Below are 20,327 nucleotides of genomic sequence, written 5' to 3'. Positions count from 1 at the left end.
CTCATTCTCCGGTCAGCCGCGATGGATCAGCCTGGCGCTCGGCAGTGGCCGGGCGGCCAGCTACAGGCGCGGCGTGAGTACCGAGCTGCTCGGCCCATTGTGGGAACAGCTCAATGGCCAAGCCGCGCATGATCTCGGCGGCACAAGGGCTGCGGCTGCCGGGCGGTGGAACTGGTTCTACCCGGTGCACAGGCAAGCCGAGCGAGGCGGCATTCGGATAAGCCACGCGGTCGGGAATCACCATGCTACAGACGCTGACATGCGGGTCATCCTGAAAAGAGGCTTGCAGGCTCCGGATGATCAAGCGGGTATCGCGGCGATTGGCGTTTACCTGGTTGAGCAGCAGCTTCACCGACGGCAAGGCAACGCCTAAGTAGCGGTAGGGCTCCAGTTCTTCGAACAGGCCAAGCGTACCGCGACGCAGCTCGCGCGCGGCAAGCATTTCCGGTGGGACCGGGCACAGAGCGCAAGCGGAGGCGAGGATGACCATCTCCACCACCACGCTGCGTGCGCCCTGGGTGTCGATGATCAGCACATCGTAATGATCCTCGAAGGCAGGCAGCAGGTTACGCAGTCGTAGTCGGCCATCGGCCGCGTGAAGCAGCAGGGTGCTGATATGTCCGGCGCGGTCGTTGGAGACGATCAAATCGAGGTGCTGAATGACGGTGGTGGAGATGACCTGCTCATGCGCCGTGAGCCGTTGGGCAATGAGCTCGTAGCTGCCGCCCTCCCGGGACTCGCCCAAGGCGAAGTAACTGGACAGCGTTGGTTGGCTGTCCAGATCGAGCAGTAGAACGCGAAGGCCGGCATCGGCGAGCACACCGCCCAGGTTGGCGGCGACGGTGGTCTTGCCTGCGCCGCCCTTGGTCGAAATAAGTGAGAGGACGTCCATGGTCACTCTCCCGTGGACAGCCGGTCCTGGACCCATTGTTCGATTTCCAGTGAGTCCCAACCGACGGCGCGCGTCCCGATGCGCCGGCATTGTGGGAACTGGCCGGCCTTCATCAGGTTGTAGATGTGCGAGCGTTTGAAGCCGGTTTTTTGCTCCACTTCATCGCGGCGCATGATGTGACGGTTGACTGGCAGAGGGGCAGGGTTGGTCGATTGCATGATGTCACTCCGTAGCGCCGGGTGGCGCGTGGTGGGAAGTGACAGTCAGTGAAGGTCGGAACAGGGTGAAAAACATTGTCAGGCAATGCCGAGCATTGCCTGACAATGCGGCGTCAGCCCCGTTTTACCTGGGCTATAAGACGGCGCGCGTCGGCAAATCGCCGATCAATGGTACTTTTGCTCAGGCCATCCACTCCTGGAAAACGCAGCAGGATGGCTTGGACCAGTGCTGCTTGACTGGAGTAGATCGACTGCTGCTTGCCGTTTGGGTTTTTCCCGAGCGTGGTCGCGAGCATGGCGCCGATCAGCGTGTCGTGCATAGCTTCCGAAGTCTCAGACGGGATGCCAAGCGACTCGAGTCGCGCTTTCAGTTTGTCGTTAAGCGCGGACAGGGATGCCATCTCATCAGTGGCGGCAGTATAGGTTTGTTGCAGTTGCTCAATTGTATGCAGGGCATAGTCGAGCTCGGCTTGCTTGGCTAAATGCGCATTCAGGCTGACGCATCCTGAGTGGTCAACGTCTTGGGTAAACAGGAAGGCGGGCTTCTGATCGGGCTGGCTGCGTAAGAACCAGAGCAGTAGATCGGCGCGCCGAACGGAGTAGTACACTCGGTGGACAATGCTATCCGAAGTGATCGGCTGCCCCAGGTAGGTGGCGGGCAATTCGCCGCTGAGAATGGCGTCGTAGATGCACTCGAGATGGTCGTGTAGACCCGGCCACTGCGAGAATTGCTTTCGCAGGCTGCCAGGGTGGGAAAACTCCACCTGCAGAATCTCTTCTTCATACTCTGAAAGGCCACACCACAGAATTGCGGCATCAATCGGGTGGTACGAGCTTCTTATCGAGATCATGGCACACAGCCTCCTGCTGCGTTTCTCCTGAAATCGCTGGCGGGGGCTGTTGCTTTGGCCCCTGTCTAGCGAGCCGGGTTCCGAAAAACCATTTTCGGATCCATTGATCATGACAATGCTTTTTTGAGTTTGTTCGATGGAGGGCATTTGGGAGCGACAGGTTTCGCCGCGCCTGAGCTGTGGCGGCTTATGAATACTGTGCTGAGGGGGGAGACAAATCCCTATTCTCAAAGTCTTACTCTTGACAGCGGTTGCCGAGAGACTCAGATCTAAGATGGGCTGCAGATCCCCAAATCCCTGCTCACTCGAGCTTGAGCTTTTCCATTATTACGCGCAGTGGGGTTCATGAAGGACGGCCAATGTTCGTTACAGGATTGGTTCTCCGCTGTCGCCAGGCTCGGGAACGAGATGGTCGCTGGCTCGAACTGTACCATGCCGGCAGCGGTTGCGGTGCCGTCCAGAGTAGGCAGTCCGTCATCACCGCCTAGGCGCAAAGGGGGGCCGTTGAGGTTGACTTTCTTAGCATTCAGGTTGGAAGCCTTCAATGTGAAGCAGTTTGCGGCAGAGGGTTAGATCAGCGTGCTGGTCTGATGTTGGTCGGTATTGATCACGAGCATCGCCACACCATCGGTTATACCACGCAGGCAATGGGCGTTGACGTGCAGGCTGGCACGGTTAACGACGCCTGGATCCAGTGCGGTAGTACCCATCAGCACGACTTTGACTTTGCCAGCCTAGGGCTTCTTGGCCTGACGTTGATGAACCGTTATATCCAGGGGCGCGACATCGATGTGTCCCCGGCAGACCATAATGGCAAAGAATTGATACGCGAATCAGAACTCGCCTATTCGGTACAGACCGGGACGTTCAAGGACCTGGTGCTTTAATGGCGCAGCGCCACGGTGAGGCGTGATTATCAGGGTAGGCAGGACTTCGACCAGCATCGGTTGATTTTGGTCTATCCGCCGACACTCCATTGAAGTAATGGGCCTCAAAGGCATGAAGCGGTGAATCGACATGACTCTATCGGCTACGTGTTGCGTTCGATCATTCAAGGAAGCTGCTCATGATCTTCAAATTACAAGGTTCTAGTGTGTTGCTGGCAGGGGTTTTCATCGTGGCGTCTCAGGTGGTCATGGCAGCAAATACACAGGCAGTGACTCAGATTTATGCGGGGTCCGAGGGCAACGTAATCGGTTACTCCCTTGCGTTTGATGGCATAATCACGCAGAATAGCGTGATTCAATTGCCTGCACTCTTACAGTTCGCAGTTGCCGAAAAAGGCAATCGACACCTTTATGTTGCGTCCAGCAACATCGACGATGCCAAGCCTGGCGACTTTCACAGGCTTAGCGCTTTCACCATCGATCATGCTTCAGGTCACTTGGAACCCCTGGACGACCCAGAGAAGTTTGAACAGTGGCCAGTCTATCTGACGCTCGATCGCGATGGCACACATTCCTGCTGGCCTACAATCTGGCGCCAACTCTCACCGTTCATGCGCTGGGGTCAGATGGTCGTTTCGGTGTACAGATCAAGCAGGATCAACCGATTAAGTCGGGGGTTTTCACCCGTCAGGTCACGGTCGTACCCAAACAACAGATTTGTGATATCACCGGGTCGTGGCAATGATGCGAGCTCCAGCAACCCGGAAAATTTGGGGACGCTTTCCACATATGCTTATGTGCACGGCAAGTTTCCCCCAGTGGGGGGCGATACCTTTGCATCCAAGGTTGGTCCATGCCATGTCGTCTACCACCCTTGTGCGCCCCTGGCGTACATGGCGAAGGAGCGAGGCAGCAGTATCTACACCTATCGGTTGACCCAAGAAGGGCGGTTGGCCAACGAACCCGTGTTCAAAACCAGTATCCTCAACCCGCACTGGCAAGCCGAAGACGATGAGGGCATCAACAAAGACGGGGTGATTCTGGTGCGGCCAGACGGCAAGTATCTATACGGCACGAACCGCTCCGATAAGCTTCACACGATCGGAAAACCCGCCGTGTTCAAACATGGGAAAACGACGTAGCGGTGTTTGCACTGGATGCAAAAACGGGTGAGCCGAAGCGCTTGCAACATATTTCGACGCATGGGGTAGAAGCCCTCACGATCAGTGTGGCACCCGGCAATCAATGGCTCATCGTGGGCAACCAGAAAGACGGGCAAGTCCAGCGTGGCCCGGTAACGGAAAGGTCAGCGCCAACATCGCAATATTCCGCATCAAGCCCGACGGAATCTTGGCGATTTACCGCAAGTACGACATGTCCGAAGCTGGTAAGTCGCTGATTTGGGTTGAAGCGTTGCAATTGTAACTGCAGGGCTGTTCGATGCCCGCCGGAGCCACGCAAGGTGGCTCAGGCCAAAAAATTGATGAGTGTTTTCAATCGGCACTTGTGCCCAGAGTGCATTCAAATGTGCCATCAGAATAAAGAGAGTTCACGCCTCCGAACATCCTAACCCTCTCAGGGGACCTTGAAGTCAAGTACGCAACAGGAGAAAACCCATGCCCTTCGAACCACCTTCAGATCAGCACCGCGACGGTGTCGATCCGATCACGTCAGGAGGCGTAAAGTCGATTCCTGCGCCTGAGCGTAGTAAATTTGGCGGTACCGATCGCCTGTCCAGGCGTCCAAGCTACGATGACGATACACCCGTATCGCGCAGCGACCTGAGCAAAGGCCATGACGAACTCGTCGAGCATCGTGAGGTTCATATCAACTGGAGCGTCTTGTTGATTTCGTCAGTGGTGATACTGTCGTTTTCCATCACCACGATCCTCATGCCCGATGCTGCACGTGTGGCAATGAAGCAGATCACAGACTGGATCGCGACGAACCTGGGCTGGTACTACGTACTGACGATGACCCTGGTGATCGGGTTCGTGCTATGGGTGGCGTTTTCCAAAGAGGGGGACGTGCGTATTGGCCCCGACCACTCGCGGCCGCAGTACAAGCTGGTGACGTGGGTCGCCATGCTGTTTGCCGCAGGGGTCGGGATAGACATGCTCTTCTATTCGGTCACCGGCCCGGTCGTGCAGTATTTGCACCCGCCCAGCGGCACCGGCGGGACTGCCGAGGCTATACAGGACGCAGTGATCTGGACCATGTTTCACTATGGCATCGCAGGTTGGGCGATGTATGCCTTGCTGGGCATGGCCATGGGTTACTTTGCCTATCGATGGGACATGCCGCTGTCGATTCGCGCTGCGCTCTATCCGCTGTTTGGCAAACGCGTGCGCGGCCCGTTGGGCGATGGCATCAGCATCATTGCTTTGGTCGGTACCGTGTTTGGCGTCGCCACATCGATGGGCATCGGCGTGGTACTGTTGAGCGTGGGTTTCTCGCTGATTTTTGGTCTGGATCAGGGCCTTACCTTGCAGACCGTACTGGTAGTGGGGGCTGTGGCACTGACCATTGCGGCTACCACGTCCGGCGTCGACCGTGGTATCCGCTGGATCGCCGAGCTGAACCTATGGAGCGCCGTGGCCATGATGCTCTACATTCTACTGACCGGGGAGACGGCATTCCTGCTAAACGCACTAGTGTCGAACATTGGGCAATTTCTTGTCACGTTCCCCGCGCGTACCTTTCAAACCTTCGCCTACTCGCCCGATGGTGCCGGATGGATGGCGGGCTGGACGTTGTTCTTCTGGGCCTTCTGGCTGGCATGGGGGCCATTCGTTGGCGTGTTCCTGGCGCGGATTTCGCGGGGGCGCACGCTGCGCGAATTCGTCCTGGCGGCAGTGACCGCGCCGGTGCTGTGCGATTTCATCATTGTTTCACTGTTTGGCAATTCCGCACTGTTTGAGGTGCTGCAGGGCAATACCGCTTTTGCCCAACTTGCGATGGACAGCCCCGAGCGGGGTTGGTACGCACTGCTGGAGATGTTCCCGGCCCCAATGTTCTTGATTGGCCTGGCGACGCTGTCAGGTCTTTTGTTCTACCTCACCAGCGCCAATTCCGGGGCAATGGTGATGTCGAATTTTTCGGCCTCGATTCCCGACCCTTCCCATGACGGGCCAAGCTGGCTGCGTATCTTCTGGGCCTTGCTCACGGCCATGCTCACCGTGGCGATGCTAGTTGCGGGAGGGGTCAAGACAATGGAGTACGCCACGCTGATCTTCGCGCTACCGGTGACGATCATTGCTTATCTGGTGATGGCATCGTTCTACAAAGTATTGCGCATGGAGCGCGCTGAACGCGAGGGAAGGGTAATACGTCGTCCTTCCACGACAGCTATCGGGGGGCATGTCCCGGAGCGCTCCTGGAAGCAGCGGCTCGAGCACTTGCGGGCATTCCCATCGCTGCGCCAAGTCACCCAGTTCCTCAACCGTATTGTCGGGCCAGCACTGGACGAAGTCGCGGCCGAGTTTCGCAATCAGGGGTATGACGTCACACGGGAAAGTGTGGTCAACAGCGATGGTTTCGAGGAGCCGTTGCTGCTGGTCTCGATGGATACGTTCCGCGATTTCCATTACCACGTGGCCATCGTAGAGGCGCCAGTGCCCATGTTCAGCGGCCGTATGACGCGAGAGATCGATGTCTATTATCGGTTGGAGGTGTATACCCAGACCGGGTCTGGTGGATATGACCTGATGGGGCTGACCAAACGGCAGGTCATCGACGATGTACTCGATCGATATGAGACCCACCTGGCGTTCCTTGTCTTTTCGAGCGAAAATGCTACTGCCTCTGTTCTGACACCCAGGCAGTACCAGCCCCCTGAGGCGCCCGATGAATCCGGGCAGGGCCCGCGCTGATACGTCGATGCGGATTGACAGCAGGTGCCCAGGCCCGGGAGCCAATCAGGTTCTTGCCCTGTTCAGTACTGTGGCAGAAACCGCATTGCGTGGCGAAAAGGGCCTTGCTTTGAGCGGCATCGCTCTCGGCCATCGTCAGGGGGCGTGCAGGAGCAGTGCGCTGGCAACCAGCAGTTGTGGAGGGTTCATTTGATTTCCTTCGGATAAAACCGCCAGGTCAGGCATGGCGGGGCTTTAAGAACAAACGGGAGTCGATCTGACTCCTGTGTTTGCCAAAATGGGAAGGCAAGGCGATATCCTGCTCGAGGCCACCCAGCAATTGATAACGTCGCAATTCGCTAAGCGTGATGCGGATTCGTCTTTTGCCCAACCCTACTTGCTAGTATCACTGCGGTGGCGTTACTACTCGGCGCAGTGACGGCCTGGACCATCACTCGGCAAATCACTACACCGTTGCGGCATGCCCTCAAGGATGCAATCGCATTGCCTCCGGCGATTTGAGTCAGGATGTGCTGGTCAATCGCCACGATGAGTTGGGGCAATTGCAAATCAGCCTGCAATAGATGACCACCAGCCTACGCGAACTGATTGGCGGTATCGGCGCTAGCGTCATCCAAATCGCCAGCGCCGCCGAAGAGCTGTCGGCGGTCACCGAGAAGACTAGTGTCGGAGCCAACAGTCAGAAGATCGAGACCGACCAGGTGACCACCGCCATGAACGAAATGACCGCCACTGTACTGGAAGTCACACGGAATGCTGTGGAAGCATCCAAAGCCGCCGTCGTCGCCGACCAACAGGCTCGCAAAAGCGACAAAGTCGTTGGCGAAGCCATCGCCCAAATCGAACGCCTAGCGCTCGGGGTAGGAGGGTCTACTCAGGCCATGAGCCAGCTGAAGCAGGAAAGTAACAAGATTGGCAGTGTTCTCGATGTGATCAAATCAGTCGCCCAGCAGACCGACCTGCTGGCGCTCAATGCTGCTATTGAGGCTGCGCGGGCCGGTGAGGGCGGGCGCGGCTTTGCCGTGGTGGCTGATGAGGTACGCAGCCTGGCCCAGCGCACCCAGCAGTCCACCGAGGAAATCGAGGAGTTGATTGTTGGTCTGAAAAGTGGGACCGAGCACGTCGCGAAGGTGATGGAAAGTAGTCACGACCTGACCAATATCACTGTCGAGCTGGCCCGCCGGGCCGCCTGCTCACTGGAAAGTTTCACCCGCTCGGTGTCGTCAACCCAAGCGATGAATCAGCAAATCGCTGCCGAGCAACAAGGCACTGTGGCTGAAGACATCAACCGTGATGTGCTTAGCGTGCGTGAGATCTCTGAACAAACCGCCAGTGCTAGCGATGAGACCGCCGCCTCAAGTATCGAATTAGCACGCCTTGGCCATGAGCTTGATTACTTGGTTAAGCGCTTTCGACCATAGACCTATGCCTTTGTTGCTGCTGAGCTTCTCAAAGTTCGTCTCCAAAAAGCCTAGATACCGCGTTAAGCCGGATGGCTAGTATGCGACTTCCTTACCACCCGGCAGGAGACAATCATGTCCAAGCAACCCAACTTCATCAGCCAGCAGCGCCATTCGCAGAACCACAGATCGGATGCACTGAACAATAATCGCGGCACGTCGGGTAGCAACCCGACTAATGCTCTCGTTCATGGCAATCGCGGCAAACAGCTCAACCCAAGCCAGCGCGAGGCGTGCGTTTCCCCAGTCATCATTGGCCGGGGGTATCAAGGATTTCAGTTGAGTAGAGATACTTGCTTGGTCACCGAATGCGAGTTGGTCAAGCTGGCCTTCGATGCATTCGGCGTGCTTCTCCGCAAGGAAGCCAGTCATGATAAAATCGATCAGACGCAGAAGAAGACCATCCAAAAACAGTTGGCGAGACTGTCCCAAGAAGAAGGGGGCTTGCTCGACTTGTCCAGATAGAGAAGTAGCTGAGAGGGAAAGACATTAGCTCGATAGTTGGCTGCCACCAGTCGGATGGCATGGGGTAGCGCATAAAGATAATGGGTAGAGTGGAGAGTCATACAATATCCCATCGTTGGAATTTACGGGAGGGCATTTCGATACTTGGGCCTGTTGACCGCGGTCATGTCCTTGTTGAGTGAGTGAAAATGATCGATTTCAGGTAGCATCATTACAAGTCCCTGGCACTTTCTTCGGTATGCTTGCTGAGACTCAACCGCAAGCGGTATCGGTCATGGCATAGGAGCATTACTGATATGTCCCTTCTATTTCTAAAGTTAATGTCTTCGGCGAGCATTGACGCCGTGGTACAGTCCGATTTTTTCATGCGCGAGCCAGTCAGAGGGCACCAGATGCAGAGCCTGACGGGTGTAGAGCCTTGAGCTTGACCCTTAATGAAGTCCTGCACCTGCCCGGCTTGGAGGGCATGAGGGTCCGCGCAGGCGAGCGTTACTTGCAACGACGAGTATGCTGGTCATACGTGGCGGGAAATGAGGGTATTACCGCGTGTAAAATGGGCGGCGAACTGGTATTTATCTCGGAAATCAATTACCTATGTGACGAACCCAAGCTGCTCACTTTGGTCGAGGTTGGTGCTGTGTTGGGCATTGCCGGGGTAGTGGTTCTTACTGGCGGCTCGTTTCCCCAGTGCATTTCGTCCTCGGTAATCGCTCGTGCTGAACAGTTGGGCTTACCGCTGATCGAGCAACCCTCATCGCTGAGGTTGGTATTTGTGACCCACCTGATCGATAGGGCCCTGATGCATATGACTCAAGTACGACGCTCGCGCAACCACATTCTCGGCCAGTTGCTGACCGGAGATTACTCGAGCTTGGCCATTGCACGACAGCGGGCTGCGCATTTGCAACTGACGCTTGATATCCCACGGCGACTGGTAGCGCTGCGTTTGTTTGGTATCGAGACGCTGTTTGAGCGCCAAGGCCTGGCTCAGGGCGAGCAGTTGTGGCAAGCCACTCGGCAGGTCTTGGAAGACCAACTTGAAGCCTGGAGCCGCAGCCGCCCAGGAACGGTGACGGTAGATATGCAGGGCGACCTCTTCGTGCTGCTGCTAGTGGATGCCGATGACCTGCCGGCAGCCTTGACCACGTTGCGTCGGCAACTGATCGGAGTGGCAGGGGAGTTGGAGGTGTACATGGGTCTGTCGAGCCTGGCTGAAGACTGCGGACATTACTGCCGACTGCTCAACGAAGCGCGTCAGGCGCTGAATGTGGCGCAGAACCTGCGCCCGGAGAGCGGTTACTGCGATTTCAACAAGTTGGGCGTGTTGGGTTTGCTGCAGGGGATAGTCGACCACACGCTAATCGATGACTTCGTCGAAATGACACTCGGCCCGCTGTTCGTGCCCGGTCGTAAACACCCTAATGTACTTGTACATACCCTCGAGGCTTTGCTCAAGGAAAACGGCAACGGGATCAAGGCTGCCCAGCGCCTGGGACTTCACCGCAACACTATTAATCAACGTATCCAGCGCATCGAACAAAGGAGTGGGAAATCCTTGGATGATCCACTTTTTCGTATGAATGCTTCGATCGCTATTATGGTATGGCACATGTCTGTAGCCCGAGGTAAGGAATAATGACATGAACATCATCGATGCGCTCCTGCGTGGCAAGCGTAGTCCGCTTCGCCCTGAATGGCATGACATCTAGCCAGATCGTAGTGATAGCCCAAGGCAGGACGGGGGTGACCTCGATTTCCGGCAGAACAATGGTGATGTCGCCTACATGGAGCGCCACATCCTGGATGTCCCCCACATTGCAGGTCCGCTGAGGGGTGTAGCATGGCGAGGGCCCCTAGACCGCGCGAAGAAAACTAACGACAGGGTTGTTCAGTGATGTGAAGAGGCTACTTTTTTTCGCTCGCCGATTGGTGAGACACCAAAGAAGCGACTGTAGCACTTTGAGAAATGCGCTGGCGAAATGAATCCACAGGCGAGGGCAATATCACGCACTTGAGATTCACTGTGCAGCAGTAGTTGCCTGGCCCGTGTCAGGCGAAGCTCCAAGTAATACTGACTCGGTGTGTTTTGAAGGTGCTTGTGGAACAAACGCTCCATTTGCCGAACGGAGATCTCATTCAGTTCGGCAAGCTCTTCCAAGGTCATAGGGTCTTCAAGGTTGGCTTCCATGATAGTAACAATCTGACTGAGTTTGGGCTGGGAAGTGCCGAGTTTTTGCCGCAAAGGCACACGCTGGCGCTCTTGCGAACCACGTACTCGATCACACAACAACAGTTCAGCCGCATGACTGGCAATGTCTCGTCCGCCAGGTTCTCGGGCAATTAGTTGTAGGAGCATGTCCATGGAGGCCACGCCGCCGGAGCTCGTGAAGCGGTCACGGTCAAGCTCGAACAGTTGGTTGGAAATGATAATGCCGGGAAATCGCTCCTTTAGCGCCTCGATATCTTCCCAGTGGATGGTGCACCGATAACCCGTGAGCAGATTGGCGCGCGCTAGCAAATGGCTGCCCGTGCAAATACCGCCCAACGGCACCTGGTCATGTGCCAGCTTGCGAAGCCAGTTGAGGATGGGGCGGGTATTCTGATCGGAGACGATCGGGTTTGGCCCGACCACGAACAGCATGTCCAGCTTTGGGGCATCTTTGATACTGAAGTCGGGCAGGATGCGCATGCCGTTGCTGGCACTCACTGGCTCCATGTCGGCTGCAATGATCAGGGTCTGGAACATGGTTTTGCGTGCTGCCAGGTTGGCCATGCGCAAGGTTTCCACCGCCGAGGCGAAGCCAATGGTGGTGAAATTGGGAGTGATCAGGAAACCGACGACCCTCAGCAGCGGGGCATCATTGACAGGGTATTCCGGTGCCAACGGCGAGGATTTTAACGTACCCATCAATATGACTCCTTGAATGCAAAAAATGACGTGCTCTGCGTCTGTTTGCCGTGAATCGGCAATTCATTATGTTTAGGTTGATGCATTTGTCCGAGTGATAGTACACGCAGTGCCTGAGCATTGGGAGGCGCCCCAGCGAAAAGCAAAAAACCCTGCGAAAGCAATGCCTTCACAGGGTGGGTAGCGACTGGGCCTGGTCAGGCAGGCTTGCTCGCCACAGTGGCCGAAGTGCTTTTTTTAGACGAGAAAATAGCGCTGATACAGACGATGGACAGCGCCAGCGCGCCGGTTGCCACCACTTCCATGCGATGCCCTGGCATCACCAGCATCATCGTCAGAATGCTGATTATGGAGCAGATGACCAGGTAGCTGAGCCAGGGGAACATCCACATCTTGAAGTCCAGCGCAGTGCCTTGGCTGTCCATCCGCTTACGCAGAACCAATTGCGAAACAGCGATTGCCAGATAGACCAGAAGCGCTACCGCCCCCGAACTTGCCAGCAGGAAGGAAAACACCTCGTCGGGAGCAAAGTAATTGAGTGCAGTGGTCAAGAAGCCCACTGCGGTACTGGCCAGCACTGCAATCACTGGCACGCCCGCCGCTGAGGTGCGCTGCAGAACGCGTGGGCCGTCGCCGCGCTTACTCAGCGAATAGACCATGCGCGATGCGGTGTAGATGGCTGAGTTGAGGCAACTGGCGACGGCAATCAGCACCACGATATCGACGATCATTTTGGCGTGCGGGATGTTCATCAATTCAAGGGCCCGTTGATAGGAACCGACCTGCACCAGCATGGGGTCGTTCCAGGGGACGATGGAGATGATTAGGAACACCGAGACGATGTAGAAGATCCCCATTCGCCACACCACTGAATTGGTGGCACGGGTGATTTGCTTGGAGGGATTTTTCGACTCGGCGGCGGCAATGGTGACAATTTCAGTACCCATGAAGCTGAACACGGTGGTGAGCATAGCACCGATGACCGCGGTCATGCCGTTGGGCATGAAACCCCCAAACTCATGGCTCAGGTTGACCACGCCGCTGACCGAAACATCGGGCAACGCGCCGGTCAGTGCCAATGCACCTAGAGCAATGAACCCCAGCACCGCGATAACCTTGAGCATCGCAAACCAGAACTCGAATTCACCGTAGCGCGCCACACTGAACAGGTTGGTCAAGGTCAGCAAACCGGTGACCGCCAGGGCGAATTCCCAGGTTTCTATCGCGGGGAACCAGGCATGCAGAATGGCCGCTGCCGCAATGGCTTCGATTGGAATGACCAGCACCCAGAACCACCAGTACAGCCAACCGATGGTAAAGCCTGCCGTACGTCCCATTGCCCGTTCGGCGTAGGTCGAGAATGACCCGGTATCGGGCGAGGCCACCGCCATTTCTCCGAGCATGCGCATGACCAGAACGACCAGCGTGCCAGACATGATGTACGCGAGAATTGCCGCAGGACCGGCCGCAGCAATGGCATGCCCCGATCCGATGAACAGGCCGGCGCCGATAGCGCCAGCGATTGACAGCATGGTGACGTGACGCTGCTTGAGGCCGGGGGCCAGAGTTGAGTTGCTGGACATGCTAATTACCCTTTTTATTCTTGAAGGAGGGTGAACTGCGTACGGCGGTAGTGCTCTGGGCTGGAGGGTGGTGCTATTTCTGCAGGTCGAAGGCCTCCCGCACAGCGCTGCTGATGCCCTCTACGCAAACCCGCAGAGTCAACTCGCCTTTTTCTCGGCTGGCGCCCTTGGGCGAGGAAAGCGTTCCGCAGGCGGGGGTGCGTTCAGGGATGATGGGGAAGACGTCGTAAGGTGGGAATTTTGCCGGTGGGTGGTCGACGGCGCGGCTCAGGTCGACCTTTTCAGGGTGCAGGGCCAGCATCAATGAAGTTTCGAAAACGCCACCGTGCTCGATGTCCCAACCGAGGAAACCTTCGGGGTAGAGCTCTTCGATGACCGCCGGCGCATTGACGAAGTCCCAGTAGGACAGAACCACCACCTTGAAGTCGGTGATACCGCCATAGCGCAGTTCGCGCAGCGCCAGGTCAATGCCTTCGACGATGAACATCGAGTTTTCATAATGGCCATTCATCAAGACCAGCTTGCGCGCCCCATGCCGGGCGAGCTCGCGGATGATGTCCTGGATGGTATGGGTCAGCGTTGCGCCATCCAGGCTGGTGGTGCCGGGGAAGTGGTTGCCGCCGCCGGACTTCTGCTGTGACTTGTAGCCGTAGGCCAAGGCGGGCAACACCAAACCGTCGACTTCTCGTGCTACCGCCTTGCACAGGGCGGTAGGCAATAGCACATCCACTTCCATGCACATGTGATGACCGTGCTGCTCCAAGGCGCCCACCGGCAAGAAAATCGTGCTGCCGGACGCTACCTTCTGTGCGTACTCAGGCCAGGTGAGTTCGCCAACCACTACGCTCTCGTTCATCGGTTATCTCTCTATGTTCTTGTATTCTTTGAAGTAGTCCGTTTGCAGCGAGCCAACACTTACAATGATTTGATCAGATCACAACGACATTCATTTGTCAGTTCCCGACCTGAATTTGACAAATTCTGACGGACCTGCGATTCAGGTGGGTCGGTCTGAGAGGGGGCGAATTTGACAAAATACAGGTCGGAAAAATACAACTTGCCCTAGTGGCAATCTGCTGCAATCGGTAATCACACAGGCGGTGAAAACCTTGGGAAAGCGGGGCGAAAGCTCGGCTGGGCCAAAGCACTTTTGATTACCGAGGGTATCTCCATGACGTATCGCGCCGATCTTTCACGCCGCACCTTTATCAAGAGCAGCAGCATTCTGGCCGGTGTCGCGGCGCTTTCCGGGGTACTGCCGAGCAGAACCTTTGCCGCGGCCGAAAAAGAACTGGTGATACTGGCGTGGGCAGGCCACGCCGCGCCCGACATCGTCGCGGATTTCGAGCGCGAGCATGGGGTCAAGGTGCGGGCCAAGTACTACACCGGCGGCGATAACATGCTGGGGCTCATTTCGCAGTCACCACCGGGCACCTTCGACCTGATCCTGTCGGATGCCGAGTATGTGCAACAACTCAACGCCGCCGACTATATCGAGCGACTGGACCCTGCCGATTATCCTTTCGATGACTTCTACCCAGAGTTTCAGCACTTTCCAGGGCACTGGCAGGGCGATGAATTGTACTCGGTCATGGTCCGCTTCGGCTTTCTCGGCATCGCCTTCAATACCCAGCTGCTGCCGGAGTCCAAGGCGAAAAGCTACCAAGTGTTCTGGGACGACAGCCTCAAGGGCAAGGTCGGTCACTTCGACTGGCACCTGCCGAACCTGGGGCAGATCAGCTTGCTCAATGGCAACAGGCTGCCCTACGACATCGACGCGGCGCACTGGAAGAGGCTCCAGGAGAAAACCATGAGCCTACGCGGGCAGGTGGCCGGGTTCTTCGATTATGGCAGTACCTTCTCCTCCCTGAAAAACGGCCAGATCCACGCGATGTGTGGCATTGGTGACTGGATTACCGGGGTCTTGCAGCGTGCCGGGGCACCGGTAAAAACAGTGATACCCGAGGAGGGCGGCCTGCAATGGACCGAGTCGTATTGCATCGCCAAGAAAGCCCGCAGCCCGGAACTTGCGAAGAAGTTCATTCAATACATCACCTCTCCTGAAGGCCAGGTGAAGTCGGCGAAGATGGAGGCTTACCCGGCGCTGATTCCCAACAAGCGCGGCTGGGAGTTGCTAAACACTACCGACCTTGCCGAAGCCAAACGCCAAGGCATGGTACTGGGCCAGCGCAATGTCATGGATGACATCCGCGAGGGGCGTATTCAGTATCGCGCGCTCCCCGTGCAGCAGAGCCTGGAGGACTGGAACGACTTCTGGTCGCAATACAAGGGCGCTTGATGGCGCTTACCGAGGAGCGGCGTAATGATTTCGAACAAGCTATCGCCCCCACTGCCCGCCAGTGAGGAGCCTGCACGCACGCGTGGGCAGTTCGGCAAGCGCACCTGGCGCCTGCCGGGGTATGGGCTGAGCCTGTCTCTGCCGATACTGGTCTGGCAACTGCTGTTTTTTGTAGCGCCCTTATTGTTTCTGCTGACCATCAGCTTTTGGCTGGTGCGCAACTTTCGCATGGTCCCTGCGTTCGAGTGGCTGAACTGGAAGTACCTGTTCAGCCGCGAGTACTTCTGGGATGCGTACTTGCACACCTGGGCGATGGCGGCGGGCGCCAGTGTGCTGATTAGTGCCGTGGCTTTTCCGTGCGCTTATACCATTGCCTTCAAGTTCCGCGAATCAACCCGGCAATGGTTGGTGCTGATGTTGATCACGCCATTTTTTACCAGTTACCTGGTGCGCACCTATTCCTGGCAAGTCTTTCTCAGTGACCAAGGGCTGCTCAATAGCGCCCTGGCGTTGCTGGGGGTTGGCCCGTTGCCCATGCTCAATACCACCTTTGGCAGCTATGTGGGTTACTTCACCCTGTGCCTGCCGCTGGTGGTGTTGCTGCAGTTGTTCAGCCTCATGTACATCGACCGCACGCTGATCGAAGCTGCGCACAACTTGCGCGCGGGCCGCTTGCGCACGGTATTTGGGGTAGTGCTACCGTCGACGCGGGTCGGCATCGTCATCGCCGCGCTGTTCTGTTTCATCATGACCTTCGGTGACTTTGTCAGCCCGCTGTATCTGGGGGGTGGCCAACCACCAACCTTGAGCACCTTGATTACCGACACGACCAAATCGGGGCAGCAATGGCCACGCGCTGCGGTTATTGCCACAACGATGATCGTGACTTTGCTGGCGACAGCGTTCCTGATGGTTCGCTACGCCTACAGGAGGCGCGCATGAACGAACATCGAGTCATCAATTTCATGCTGCGCAGCTTCGTAGTGCTGGTGTTCTTGTTCATCCTCACGCCAATCATTGGCAGCTTCGTGTTTTCCTTCGACGTCGACCGCTTTCCTTCCTTGCCCTTGGGTGGCTTCAGTTTGCGCTGGTACGAGGCGATTGCCGCCGACCCGCAAGTCTGGCAAGCCTTCAACAACAGCCTGGTGGTTGGTGTGGTGGTATCGCTGGTTTCCACGCTGTTGGGCTTCACTGCAGCCTACACCGACTTTCGTTATCACTTTTTTGGCAAGTCGGTGTACATGGCATTGGCACTGCTGCCACCGACCATTCCGGTAGTGATTCTGGGCCTGGCGATGCTCGCGTTCTTGTCGCGAATCGGCCTGTCCGGCGAGCTGTATGCCGTCATGATCTGCCACATCGTCATGTGCTCACCCTTCGCCATGGCGGTGATTCGCATGCGCCTGGCGCAGATGGAGCCGCAGCTGGAGGCCGCTGCCTGGAACCTGGGTGCCAGCCAATGGCAGGCCATGCGCTACGTGATCCTGCCGTTCACCGCCCCGAGCATTTTCGCCGCACTGTTCGTGACCATGGCCGTGTCGTTCGACGAGTTCGCGGTGGCCTGGTTCGTCTCGGGGCTTAACGAGACAGTCCCGGTACGCATCCTCAATACCTTGCAAGGGCAGGTCAGCCCGACCATCAATGCGATAGGCACGATCGTTTTCATGACCACGATTACGCTGACGATCGTTGCCCAGGTTTTGCTCATGCGCCGGCAGAAGAAACCGGCATACGGCAAAAACAGCTGAACATCCAATGCCGACGCAGGAGCTCGCCATGACTCAACCGTTAGTGGTATTCGATAACGTAGCCAAAAACTTTGGCAGTTACGTCGCTGTCGAACCGATGAACCTGGAAATCCACAAGGGCGAGTTCGTTGCGATCATGGGTTCCAGTGGCTGTGGTAAAACCACCACGCTGCGCATGCTTGCCGGGCTCGACAAGCCCAGCAGCGGCGAAATTCGCTTGAACGGCGAGCGCATCAACGACCTGTATTCCTGGCAAAGGGACACCCCACTGGTGTGGCAGAACCTGGCGCTGTTCCCCTTTCTGACCGTGCTTGAAAACGTTGAGTTCGGTTTGCGCATGCGCGGCATGGGCAAAGCCGAACGGCGCAAAAAAGCCCTGCAATGGCTAGAGCGCCTGGACTTGGGCGAGTTTGCCAAGCGTGATATCAGCATGCTTTCTGGCGGGCAACGGCAGCGGGTGGCGCTGGCGCGTTCACTGGTTACCGAGCCCCCGATACTGCTGCTGGACGAACCGCTCAGTGCCCTCGATGCGCACCTGAGCGTGCGCATGCAGGCGGTGTTGACTGGGTTGCAGAAGGACCTTGGCATCACCTTCGTCTATGTCACTCACAGCCAATCAGAAGCCTTCGCCATGGCTGACCGCGTGGTGATCATGAGCCGTGGCCGGGTCGAGCAGATTGGCACGCCCAAGGCTATTTTCTTCGAACCGCACAACCGTTTTGTCGCTGAGTTCGTCGGCGGCAAGAACATGTTTGACGGCGTCGTGCTTGGCCTCGACGACACCGGGCTGGTGCAACTGAACTCGGCGCATGGCCGCTTTCTGGCGCGCTTGCCCGAAGACCGACCTGTCGAGGTAGGTGAAGAGGTCACCCTGTGCATCAGTGCCGAGCATATCAACCTGGCCGTACAACCGACCAGCACCAGCCGCCTGGAGTGTACCGTGGTGGGAGAGGAGTTCATCGGTTCGATGGTCAACGTCTACCTGGAAACCGCCAACGGGCTGGAACTGCAAGTGCAGAGGCTGCACGCGGATTACGACTTGCTTGGGCTCAAGGGTGGGCAGACGGTGCATGCCGGGTGGGACGACGCGCGGGCGCTGATTTTACGTGGCAATTAGAGGTCGATATCTGACATCTCTGCAGGGGCGGTGGCGTGGACAATGGTAGATGTACCCACGCCCAGTTGACCCGAAGGAGGCAGTACATGCAGCAATTGACTGAAACCAGCGAAAACCTGGCCAGCGCCGTGCGTATTGGCTTCCTGCTGGCCGAAGGGTTCGATTTCTACGCCTTGGCCGCTGCGCTGGAACCCTTGCGCCAAGCCAACGACGTGGCCCGCTGCGTGGTCTGCGAATGGCAGATACTGAGCCTTCAGGGCCAGCCGCTGAAGGCCAACAATGGTATCGTGATGGCTACCGTACAACTAAGCCAGGCCAAGCCTCTGGATGTGCTGATTCTGTGCCTAGGCAGTGAGTTGCAGTTGTGTACCGATGACAGCGTGCGGGAGTCGCTGGCGCTGCTGACCAAACCTACTTGCCGCACGCTCGATGTGGGCGAATTGACCGAGCTGATCGGAATCGCCCGGTTGAGCCCGTAGCGCGTGCTCGCCCGCTACCAGAGATGAACCTGCCTCGAGCATTATCTTGATCCGCACCTGCAATGGGCGCGGCATTGCACGTTTCCTCTCCTTCATTTTACCTCATCGATAGCCTCTGCATCTGCTTTCTGCAGCGAGGCCTGAACGGCCGTTGCGGGCAATATTGTCCTTTCCAGAGCGGTATTTACAGCAAGGCGGATCTGATCATCTAGGGGTCGGATTCGCACAAAAAAGCCCCCCGTTTATCTGTTCGAATGATCTCCAGTGGCACCGACAACAGGGCCTCTCTACTGATCACCTACCAAGGACTGAAGACATGCAAATGCCGAAAACAATACAGATTCACAACGGCGAAAAAGTTAAGCCGACGTTCTCGCACCAGGAATACGCCAACCGTCAATCCAAGTTGCGCAGCTACCTGGCCCAGAACAATATCGATGCCGCCGTCTTCACGTCGTATCACAACATCAACTACTACAGCGATTTCCTGTATTGCTCGTTCGGCCGTCCTTATGCCCTAGTGGTGACTCAGGATGCCGTGGTGTCGATCAGTGCCAACATCGACGGTGGCCAGCCATGGCGACGTACCGTGGGCACCGAAAACATCATCTACACCGACTGGCAGCGCGATAACTATTTTGTCGCGATTCAACAAGCCTTGCCCAAGGCCGGACGTATCGGTATCGAGTTCGATCACCTCAACTTGGTCAACCGCGACAAATTGGCCAGCCGCTATCCGCAGGCCGAGCTGGTGGACGTTGCCGCGCCGTGCATGCGTATGCGCATGATCAAGTCGGCTGAAGAACACGCCATCATTCGTCACGGCGCCCGGGTTGCCGATATTGGTGGTGCTGCGGTGGTCGAGGCCTTGCGAGACCAGGTGCCTGAGTACGAAGTGGCGCTGCACGCCACCCAGGCCATGGTCCGTGAAATTGCCCGCACCTTCCCCGATGCCGAACTGATGGACACCTGGACCTGGTTCCAATCCGGTATCAACACCGATGGCGCGCACAACCCGGTCACCTCGCGCAAGGTCAACAAGGGCGACATTCTGAGCCTCAACTGCTTCCCGATGATCGCCGGTTACTACACCGCGCTGGAGCGCACACTGTTCCTCGACCATTGCTCCGATGAGCACCTGCGCCTGTGGGAGGTAAACGTCAAGGTCCACGAGGCCGGCCTGAAGCTGATCAAGCCTGGCATGCGCTGCAGCGATATCGCCCATCAGTTGAACGAGATTTTCCTCGAGCACGACCTGCTGCAATACCGCACCTTCGGTTACGGCCATTCGTTCGGCACCCTGAGCCATTACTACGGTCGTGAAGCGGGCCTTGAGCTGCGCGAAGACATCGACACCGTGCTGGAACCTGGCATGGTCGTGTCCATCGAGCCGATGATCATGCTGCCCGAAGGCCTGCCGGGTGCCGGTGGCTACCGCGAACATGACATTCTGATCGTCAACGAAAACGGCGCTGAAAACATCACCAAGTTCCCATACGGCCCGGAACACAACATCATCAAGAAGTAAGCGAGCACGCCGTACAGGAA

The 20,327-nt window shown here is 57.1% G+C and carries 20 protein-coding genes; 14 read left to right on the top strand and 6 right to left on the bottom strand.

Going from position 1 to position 20,327, the window contains the following annotated elements; genetic code table 11:
• Position 1: 1 nt before the first annotated feature.
• The 3 genes from JET17_RS16655 to JET17_RS16645 form a co-directional block, all read right to left on the bottom strand.
• Positions 2-892: a ParA family protein gene (locus JET17_RS16655; RefSeq protein WP_012315127.1), complete on the bottom strand. Its 891-nt coding sequence runs from the start codon at positions 890-892 to the stop codon at positions 2-4.
• A 2-nt stretch (positions 893-894) separates the two neighbouring features.
• Positions 895-1,110 (bottom strand): AlpA family transcriptional regulator, encoded by a 216-nt coding sequence (locus JET17_RS16650; RefSeq protein ID WP_012315126.1) that lies wholly within the window; start codon positions 1,108-1,110, stop codon positions 895-897.
• Between the two features lie 113 nt (positions 1,111-1,223).
• The gene (locus JET17_RS16645; protein WP_012315125.1) at positions 1,224-1,961 is read right to left on the bottom strand and encodes a hypothetical protein; all 738 of its coding nucleotides are present in this window, start codon (positions 1,959-1,961) and stop codon (positions 1,224-1,226) included.
• Positions 1,962-2,551: 590 nt separating this feature from the next.
• Here JET17_RS16645 and JET17_RS16640 point away from each other — a divergent pair.
• The 8 genes from JET17_RS16640 (at position 2,552) to JET17_RS16610 (ending at position 10,281) form a co-directional block, all read left to right on the top strand.
• On the top strand, positions 2,552-2,848 hold the full coding sequence (locus tag JET17_RS16640) for an OprD family outer membrane porin (protein WP_012315124.1): 297 nt from the start codon (positions 2,552-2,554) through the stop codon (positions 2,846-2,848).
• 179 nt (positions 2,849-3,027) lie between these two features.
• Entirely contained in the window at positions 3,028-3,990 is a 963-nt protein-coding gene (locus JET17_RS16635; RefSeq protein ID WP_012315123.1) for a lactonase family protein, read from the top strand.
• Between the two features lie 2 nt (positions 3,991-3,992).
• The gene (locus tag JET17_RS27840) at positions 3,993-4,247 is read left to right on the top strand and encodes a hypothetical protein (RefSeq protein WP_071536794.1); all 255 of its coding nucleotides are present in this window, start codon (positions 3,993-3,995) and stop codon (positions 4,245-4,247) included.
• Positions 4,248-4,464: 217 nt separating this feature from the next.
• Positions 4,465-6,720: a choline BCCT transporter BetT gene (betT, locus tag JET17_RS16625; RefSeq protein WP_012315122.1), complete on the top strand. Its 2,256-nt coding sequence runs from the start codon at positions 4,465-4,467 to the stop codon at positions 6,718-6,720.
• A gap of 509 nt (positions 6,721-7,229) precedes the next feature.
• A complete protein-coding gene (locus JET17_RS27835; RefSeq protein WP_404943979.1) occupies positions 7,230-7,283 on the top strand; it encodes a hypothetical protein in 54 nt (17 codons plus the stop codon).
• A complete protein-coding gene (locus tag JET17_RS16620; protein WP_012315121.1) occupies positions 7,284-8,141 on the top strand; it encodes a methyl-accepting chemotaxis protein in 858 nt (285 codons plus the stop codon).
• Positions 8,142-8,255: 114 nt separating this feature from the next.
• Positions 8,256-8,645 carry a hypothetical protein gene (locus tag JET17_RS16615; protein ID WP_012315120.1) on the top strand — a complete coding sequence of 130 codons (390 nt, stop codon included), beginning with the start codon at positions 8,256-8,258 and terminating at the stop codon, positions 8,643-8,645.
• A gap of 418 nt (positions 8,646-9,063) precedes the next feature.
• Complete coding sequence (locus JET17_RS16610; protein WP_012315119.1) at positions 9,064-10,281, top strand: PucR family transcriptional regulator; 1,218 nt, start codon at positions 9,064-9,066, stop codon at positions 10,279-10,281.
• Positions 10,282-10,533: 252 nt separating this feature from the next.
• Here JET17_RS16610 and JET17_RS16605 read toward each other — a convergent pair whose 3' ends face one another.
• The 3 genes from JET17_RS16605 to JET17_RS16595 all read right to left on the bottom strand — a co-directional run bounded on the left by JET17_RS16605 (position 10,534) and on the right by JET17_RS16595 (position 13,992).
• On the bottom strand, positions 10,534-11,553 hold the full coding sequence (locus JET17_RS16605; protein ID WP_012315118.1) for a GlxA family transcriptional regulator: 1,020 nt from the start codon (positions 11,551-11,553) through the stop codon (positions 10,534-10,536).
• Positions 11,554-11,750: 197 nt separating this feature from the next.
• Complete coding sequence (gene gabP / locus JET17_RS16600) at positions 11,751-13,136, bottom strand: GABA permease (RefSeq protein ID WP_012315117.1); 1,386 nt, start codon at positions 13,134-13,136, stop codon at positions 11,751-11,753.
• A 73-nt stretch (positions 13,137-13,209) separates the two neighbouring features.
• Positions 13,210-13,992: a creatininase gene (locus JET17_RS16595; protein WP_012315116.1), complete on the bottom strand. Its 783-nt coding sequence runs from the start codon at positions 13,990-13,992 to the stop codon at positions 13,210-13,212.
• 315 nt (positions 13,993-14,307) lie between these two features.
• Between JET17_RS16595 and JET17_RS16590 the strand changes: the two genes are divergently transcribed.
• From JET17_RS16590 to JET17_RS16565, 6 genes are all read left to right on the top strand, one after another.
• Complete coding sequence (locus JET17_RS16590; protein WP_012315115.1) at positions 14,308-15,435, top strand: polyamine ABC transporter substrate-binding protein; 1,128 nt, start codon at positions 14,308-14,310, stop codon at positions 15,433-15,435.
• Positions 15,436-15,459: 24 nt separating this feature from the next.
• Positions 15,460-16,377 (top strand): ABC transporter permease, encoded by a 918-nt coding sequence (locus tag JET17_RS16585; protein WP_012315114.1) that lies wholly within the window; start codon positions 15,460-15,462, stop codon positions 16,375-16,377.
• Positions 16,374-17,183, top strand: a complete 810-nt coding sequence (locus JET17_RS16580) for an ABC transporter permease (RefSeq protein ID WP_012315113.1) — start codon at positions 16,374-16,376, stop codon at positions 17,181-17,183. Before JET17_RS16585 ends, JET17_RS16580 begins: the two co-directional genes overlap by 4 nt.
• A 28-nt stretch (positions 17,184-17,211) precedes the next feature.
• A complete protein-coding gene (locus JET17_RS16575; RefSeq protein ID WP_012315112.1) occupies positions 17,212-18,300 on the top strand; it encodes an ABC transporter ATP-binding protein in 1,089 nt (362 codons plus the stop codon).
• An 86-nt stretch (positions 18,301-18,386) separates the two neighbouring features.
• Complete coding sequence (locus JET17_RS16570) at positions 18,387-18,779, top strand: hypothetical protein (RefSeq protein ID WP_012315111.1); 393 nt, start codon at positions 18,387-18,389, stop codon at positions 18,777-18,779.
• A gap of 316 nt (positions 18,780-19,095) precedes the next feature.
• Positions 19,096-20,307 (top strand): M24 family metallopeptidase, encoded by a 1,212-nt coding sequence (locus JET17_RS16565; protein WP_012315110.1) that lies wholly within the window; start codon positions 19,096-19,098, stop codon positions 20,305-20,307.
• Positions 20,308-20,327: the final 20 nt, after the last annotated feature.

The sequence above is a fragment of the Pseudomonas putida genome (genome assembly GCF_016406145.1).
Lineage (GTDB): Bacteria > Pseudomonadota > Gammaproteobacteria > Pseudomonadales > Pseudomonadaceae > Aquipseudomonas > Aquipseudomonas putida_E.
Note: the sequence above shows the minus strand (reverse complement) of the source record. Positions and strands in the feature narration are given on the sequence as shown.

What these genes read in the sequence shown, in the direction of transcription:
- JET17_RS16605 (WP_012315118.1), bottom strand. Translation starts at nt 11,553, where the DNA reads ATGGGTACGTTAAAATCCTCGCCGTTGGCACCGGAATACCCTGTCAAT.
- JET17_RS16585 (WP_012315114.1), top strand. Translation starts at nt 15,460, where the DNA reads ATGATTTCGAACAAGCTATCGCCCCCACTGCCCGCCAGTGAGGAGCCT.
- JET17_RS16650 (WP_012315126.1), bottom strand. Translation starts at nt 1,110, where the DNA reads ATGCAATCGACCAACCCTGCCCCTCTGCCAGTCAACCGTCACATCATG.
- JET17_RS16655 (WP_012315127.1), bottom strand. Translation starts at nt 892, where the DNA reads ATGGACGTCCTCTCACTTATTTCGACCAAGGGCGGCGCAGGCAAGACC.
- JET17_RS16595 (WP_012315116.1), bottom strand. Translation starts at nt 13,992, where the DNA reads ATGAACGAGAGCGTAGTGGTTGGCGAACTCACCTGGCCTGAGTACGCA.
- JET17_RS16590 (WP_012315115.1), top strand. Translation starts at nt 14,308, where the DNA reads ATGACGTATCGCGCCGATCTTTCACGCCGCACCTTTATCAAGAGCAGC.
- JET17_RS16620 (WP_012315121.1), top strand. Translation starts at nt 7,284, where the DNA reads ATGACCACCAGCCTACGCGAACTGATTGGCGGTATCGGCGCTAGCGTC.
- JET17_RS16580 (WP_012315113.1), top strand. Translation starts at nt 16,374, where the DNA reads ATGAACGAACATCGAGTCATCAATTTCATGCTGCGCAGCTTCGTAGTG.
- JET17_RS16615 (WP_012315120.1), top strand. Translation starts at nt 8,256, where the DNA reads ATGTCCAAGCAACCCAACTTCATCAGCCAGCAGCGCCATTCGCAGAAC.
- betT (WP_012315122.1), top strand. Translation starts at nt 4,465, where the DNA reads ATGCCCTTCGAACCACCTTCAGATCAGCACCGCGACGGTGTCGATCCG.
- gabP (WP_012315117.1), bottom strand. Translation starts at nt 13,136, where the DNA reads ATGTCCAGCAACTCAACTCTGGCCCCCGGCCTCAAGCAGCGTCACGTC.
- JET17_RS16565 (WP_012315110.1), top strand. Translation starts at nt 19,096, where the DNA reads ATGCAAATGCCGAAAACAATACAGATTCACAACGGCGAAAAAGTTAAG.
- JET17_RS16635 (WP_012315123.1), top strand. Translation starts at nt 3,028, where the DNA reads ATGATCTTCAAATTACAAGGTTCTAGTGTGTTGCTGGCAGGGGTTTTC.
- JET17_RS16645 (WP_012315125.1), bottom strand. Translation starts at nt 1,961, where the DNA reads ATGATCTCGATAAGAAGCTCGTACCACCCGATTGATGCCGCAATTCTG.
- JET17_RS16570 (WP_012315111.1), top strand. Translation starts at nt 18,387, where the DNA reads ATGCAGCAATTGACTGAAACCAGCGAAAACCTGGCCAGCGCCGTGCGT.
- JET17_RS16640 (WP_012315124.1), top strand. Translation starts at nt 2,552, where the DNA reads ATGTTGGTCGGTATTGATCACGAGCATCGCCACACCATCGGTTATACC.
- JET17_RS16575 (WP_012315112.1), top strand. Translation starts at nt 17,212, where the DNA reads ATGACTCAACCGTTAGTGGTATTCGATAACGTAGCCAAAAACTTTGGC.